The following is a 4,953-nucleotide window of genomic DNA, read 5'->3' on the forward strand; positions in this document are numbered from 1 at the left end:
GGAGTCCTGGCGGCTGTGGGCGTGGCCACGGAGCCTCCGTATTCGTAGGGCAGGAGCGGTGCGGGACAGGGCCCGGTGCCGTGCGGGCACGCACCCCGAAGCGGCCCGTCGCGCGGGGACGCGGACGGGTCGGGAGGCGGGTGCCGGGGCACGGAAGCGGGGCGGGCGTCATTGCCCGGGCGGGGACGAGGGCGCGTGAGAGCGCGGAGGCGGGCCTGTGCCGGTGGTTCCGTCAGACAGGGGAGGGGAGATCGGCCGCGGAGCGAGGGGTCGATCCTCGCGCCGGCGGCGGGCTGCTCTCACGGGCGGGCAGCATGCGTCGCATATTCTCGACGCACGAGTTCACTGCACACAGCCTCATTTCCTCGCAGCAGACGAACCAGGCCTGTGCGGGGCAGGGCTCGCACCGACATTAACATTGCAGACTGCAATAGTGAACATGGGCAGAGAGAAGCGTGACAGCGGTGGGCGACTCGACCACGACCAGGAGCGGCGGCGGCGAGCCGCAGAGCGTCGACGACGAGACGCGCGAGGTCACCGAGACGGTGATGGCCGCGTCCCGGCTCCTGGTCGCGATGTCGGCGCGCGCCCTGGCCACGGTCGACGACGCGCTGACCCTGCCGCAGCTGCGCACCCTCGTGGTGCTCGACCGGTGCGGCCCCGTCAAGCTCGCCGCGCTGGCGGCCACCCTCGGGGTGAACGCGTCGACGGCCCTGCGCATGGTGGACAAGCTGGAGGCGGGCGGCCTCGTCGACCGGAAGACGAACCCGGACAACCGCCGCGAGGTCGTCCTGCGCCTCACGGCCCCGGGCACGACCCTGGTGCACCGGGTCCTCGACCAGCGCCATCAGGAGGTCGCCACGCTCGTCGGCGCGCTGCCCGGCGCGGTCCGCACCGGGCTCGTCGACGGCCTGCGGGCGCTCATCGACCTCGCGGACGATCTCGCGGTGCGGCCGGCCGACACGGGGCGGGCGGCGCCGGAACTCGGGATCTGAGCGGCGCGGCCGCCGGCAGGGGGACGCCGGGCGGGCAACAGAAAAGAGGCCGTTCGAAAACGGCCTCTCACCTGCGACATTCGACGAGTCGAACAGTCGGGACGACAGGATTTGAACCTGCGACCCCTTGACCCCCAGTCAAGTGCGCTACCAAGCTGCGCCACGTCCCGGTGCTCGCTGACCTGGGCTTTCGCCCGGGCGAACGTGCACGGAAACCATACCGCACTCGGGGCCGTGGTCGCGCATCCCTTTCCGGCCCGCGCGGGCGCGGCGGGTCTTGGACGCGGGGCCGCACCGGCACGGGCTCACGGGCGCCGCGCTCCCCGGCGCTCGGTGCGCGTCGGCGGCGGTGATCCGCCCGTCACCGGGGGCGCGTCCGCCCGGACCAGCCCCCGGATCGCCGGGACCGCCAGCAACATCGACGCCACCAGGACCGTGACGACTCCCCCGGCGAGCAGGACGTGCCGGGTGCCGAAGAGCCCGGCCGCGGGTCCGGCGAGGGCCTGGCCGACCGGGGCCATGGCGAGGGACCCCGCGACGTCGTAGGCATGGATGCGGTTGAGGACCTCGCGGGGGACCTGGGTCTGGACGCTCGTCGCCCACATGACGCCCCAGAACGACTGGGCCGCACCGGCGACCGCGCAGCCGGCCATCATCCACGGCACCGTGAGGCCCGCGCCGACCGTCGCCGGGAAGAGCGCGAAGCCGAACAGGGCGACGGAGCCGGCCCGCAGCATCCGGCGCGGCCGCAGCCGCAGGGCGACGAGCCCGCCGACGACCGTGCCGGCGCCGAGCGCGGAGTTGATGAGCCCGTAGACGCGCGGGCCGTGCTCCTGGGTGACCTCGGTCGCGACCAGCGGGACCGCGGGCCCGGAGGCGCCGACCATGAGGACGCACCAGATCGCGATGACGCCCCACAGCCAGGTGCGCGAGCTGAACTCACGCCAGCCGACGACGAGTTGGCGCTTGAAGCTCTCGTGCGGCGCACCGCTGTCCGCGGGCGCGGGCGGCAGCCTGAGCAGGACGAGACAGAGGGCGCTCAGGGCGTACGTGGTCGCGTGCGCGGCGAAGACGAGGCCCGGGGAGGCGAACGCGACGAGCATGCCCGCGACGGCCGGTCCCGCGAGCTGGGCGCCGGACTCGGCGACGCGTATCGCGCCGTTGGCCGCCTGCACGTCGGTGGCCAGGCGTGGAACGGTGCTCGCGACGCCGGGCTGGAAGAGCGCGGACGCCGCGCCGTTGACCGCGCCGATGACGCAGATCTGCCACAGCACGACGTGCCCGGTGAAGAACATCACGGCGGCCAGGGACTGGGTCACCAGGCGCGTGACGTCGGCGCCGATCATCAGCAGACGCGTGCTGAAGCGGTCGGCGAAGACCCCGCCGAAGACCACGAGCCCCGCGAAGCAGCCGACGGACGCCGCCATCGCGAGGCCGACCGCGCCCGCCCCGTAGCCGTACTGGAGCAGACCGGCGGCGAGCGCCACGGGCAGCATCGTGTCGCCGAGCTTCGCGACGGCCCGGGCGGTGAAGAACAGCCCGAAGTCCCGGGACCAGATGCCGCGTCGGCGCCCCCGCTTCCGGCCCGGTGCGCCGTGCCCGGCCACCGCGCCCCCTGGCTCCCGCGCCCCGCCCCCGTGACGACCCGCCGCTCATACCTTCCGGCTCCTCCCCCGGTGCCGCGCCGCCGCACGGCCGCACCGCCCCGATCCCGCCCCTGCGGGCCGGATCATGCCACGCCGCCCGTGCGGGCCGCCGAGGATTTCAGTCCGCGACCGGGCGGCCCAACGCAGGGTGGGACTCGAGGAGTCGGGTGGGGGCCGCCTGGCGCCAGGAGTCGGCGAGGATGTCGCGCAGCTCGGCCGTGTCCTCCAGGGCACGGAGCCGGACGCGGACCCAGGCGAAGGCCGCCTCGTGGTCCGCGATCCAGAACTTCCCGGGCTCGGCGAGCACCAGCTCGTCCCGCTCCTCCTTGGGGCAGCGGACCGCGATCGAGGTCTCCTCCTCGGGCAGCGTCGCGAACATCTTCCCGGCCACCCGGAACGTGGGCATGCTCCAGGCGACCTTCTCGGTCGTGTCCGGCAGGGACAGCGCGATGGTGCGTACGTCTTCGGCGTCGGGCATGGAACGAACCGTAACCAAGAGCACTGACATCGGCCCGGCACGGCCCGCCACGGCGGACGCGGCACCGGCCCCTTCCCCTGCGCGGGCTCAGGGCAGGCGTTTGTCCAGCCAGGCCGTCAGGTCCGCCTGCACCTCGTCCCGGTTGGTCTCGTTGAGGATCTCGTGCCGGGCGCCCTCGTAGCCCCGCCAGGTCAGATCGGTGACGCCCACGTACCGCAGGTCCTCGAGGAGCTCGTGGACGAGGGTCATGCGCTGGTTGCAGGGGTCCTCGGTGCCGACGGCGATGTGGACGGGCAGGTCGGCGGGGATGCACGCCAGGTTCGCCGGGTCGTTGACGCGGCGCATGGCGCGGACCCAGTCGAGGGACAGTCCGGCGCAGAACGGGAACCCGCAGCGTTCGTCGGCGACGTAGCGGGCGACCTCGTCGGGGTCGCGGGAGAGCCACTCGAAGCCGGTGCTGTTCTCCTCGCGCGCGTAGGGGGTGTTGAACGACGAGAAGAGGTCGGGGACGTACGGGGACGGGGCGCCGCGGCCGTCGCGGGCGATCTCGGCCTCGAGCGCGGCGATCGAGCCCTCGGTGTCGGCGCCGGGCAGGGAGCGGAAGGTGCCGGAGAGGATGAGTCCGGCGAGGTCGTCGGCGTAGCGCTGCGCGTAGTCGCGGGCGAGGATCGAGCCGAGGCTGTGGCCGAGCAGGACGAAGGGGACGTCCGGGTGGAGCGCCCGGGCCTGGTCGCCGATCGCCTTGAGGTCCTCGACGATGGTGAGCCAGGCGTCGACGGTGCCCGGCTCGGCGTCGTCGGTGACGCCGTAGCCGCCGGTGGTCGCCGCGGTCGCGCCGTGGCCCCGGTGGTCGGAGGCGATGACGGCGTAGCCGTGGGCGGTCAGGTGGCGGGCGAAGCGGTCGTAGCGCAGTCCGTGCTCGGCGGCACCGTGGGCGATCTGCACGAACGCGCGGGGCCGGCTGCTGTCCGGCCGCCAGGTGTACACCGCGACGGCGGCTCCGTCACCGGCGCTGAGCACGCTCGTCGTGTACGTCGGTTCGGTGGCTGTCATGGGGCGGCTCCCGGATCGGTCGGACGGTCGGTTCGGCGGTTCCCCCGGCATCTTCCCCGGGCACCTCCCCCGCCGCCCGCGGGCTCATGCCTCCCGGTACGCCATCCGCCCGCTCCCGACCCATTGACCCCTCCCGCGGGGCGAACCTACGCTGAACGACGCACTCGGGAAAGCGCTTTCTAGCCGCGCGGGGCCCGCCCCGCCCGGCTCGTCCGCGCGCACTCCGGCGTTCCCGGCTGCACTCTCTCTGCACTCACCGCACGCCCACAGCATCACGCAGCCGACGGCACCGTCCGCGGCCGACAGCCAAGGGAGCGCCATGAGTACGTCGAGTACAGCCGCACCACCCCTGAGGCACCGGGGCAGACACCGGTTCCGGCTGACCCTGTTCGCCGCCCTGCTCGCGCTGATCGGCGCGAGCCTCGGGCTCGGCGGGACCCAGGCCAGGGCCGCCGACGCCGGTTTCCGGGTCCTGGTCTTCTCCAAGGTCACGAACTTCGCCCACGACTCGATCCCGGCCGGGATCGAGGCCGTGCGGAAGCTGGGCGCGGAGAACGGCTTCGAGGTCGAGGCGACCGACGACGCCGGCGCCTTCACCGACGAGAACCTCTCCCGCTTCCAGGCGATCGTCTTCAACAACACCAACTCCACCCCGGAGAAGGGCGACCTGCTCGACGCGGACCAGCGCGCCGCGCTGCAGAAGTACGTGCGCGGGGGCGGCGGCTGGGTCGGGCTGCACGCCGCGTCGGCCAGCGAGCGCGACTGGGACTGGTACGAGGGA

5 protein-coding genes and 1 tRNA gene are annotated in these 4,953 nt (G+C 73.7%); 2 read left to right on the forward strand and 4 right to left on the reverse strand.

Translation table 11 applies throughout. The features are described from left to right. The first annotated feature begins 548 nt into the window (after positions 1 to 548). On the forward strand, positions 549 to 995 hold the full coding sequence (locus tag GTW43_RS15770) for a MarR family transcriptional regulator (RefSeq protein ID WP_161302641.1): 447 nt from the start codon (positions 549 to 551) through the stop codon (positions 993 to 995). A 96-nt stretch (positions 996 to 1,091) separates the two neighbouring features. Here the strand turns inward: GTW43_RS15770 and GTW43_RS15775 are convergent. From GTW43_RS15775 to GTW43_RS15790, 4 genes are all read right to left on the reverse strand, one after another. Beyond that, positions 1,092 to 1,165 (reverse strand) — tRNA-Pro (locus GTW43_RS15775). A 135-nt stretch (positions 1,166 to 1,300) separates the two neighbouring features. Beyond that, the gene (locus GTW43_RS15780) at positions 1,301 to 2,602 is read right to left on the reverse strand and encodes an MFS transporter (protein WP_161302633.1); all 1,302 of its coding nucleotides are present in this window, start codon (positions 2,600 to 2,602) and stop codon (positions 1,301 to 1,303) included. Positions 2,603 to 2,759: 157 nt separating this feature from the next. Then, positions 2,760 to 3,119, reverse strand: coding sequence for an MmcQ/YjbR family DNA-binding protein (locus GTW43_RS15785; RefSeq protein WP_161302635.1), 360 nt, complete (start codon positions 3,117 to 3,119; stop codon positions 2,760 to 2,762). An 87-nt stretch (positions 3,120 to 3,206) separates the two neighbouring features. After that, complete coding sequence (locus GTW43_RS15790) at positions 3,207 to 4,172, reverse strand: alpha/beta hydrolase (RefSeq protein ID WP_161302637.1); 966 nt, start codon at positions 4,170 to 4,172, stop codon at positions 3,207 to 3,209. Positions 4,173 to 4,491: 319 nt separating this feature from the next. On the opposite strand from GTW43_RS15790, the gene GTW43_RS15795 reads away from it, so the two are divergent. Continuing rightward, on the forward strand, positions 4,492 to 4,953 hold a 462-nt coding region (locus GTW43_RS15795; protein ID WP_161302639.1), incomplete at its 3' end, for a ThuA domain-containing protein.

Origin of the sequence: Streptomyces sp. SID5785 (genome assembly GCF_009870065.1) — a bacterium.
Taxonomy (GTDB): domain Bacteria; phylum Actinomycetota; class Actinomycetes; order Streptomycetales; family Streptomycetaceae; genus Streptomyces.

Bases quoted from the DNA above. Each gene is read 5' to 3' on its own strand.
- GTW43_RS15770 (WP_161302641.1), top strand. From the start codon at position 549: ATGGCCGCGTCCCGGCTCCTGGTCGCGATGTCGGCGCGCGCCCTGGCC.
- GTW43_RS15785 (WP_161302635.1), bottom strand. From the start codon at position 3,119: ATGCCCGACGCCGAAGACGTACGCACCATCGCGCTGTCCCTGCCGGAC.
- GTW43_RS15790 (WP_161302637.1), bottom strand. From the start codon at position 4,172: ATGACAGCCACCGAACCGACGTACACGACGAGCGTGCTCAGCGCCGGT.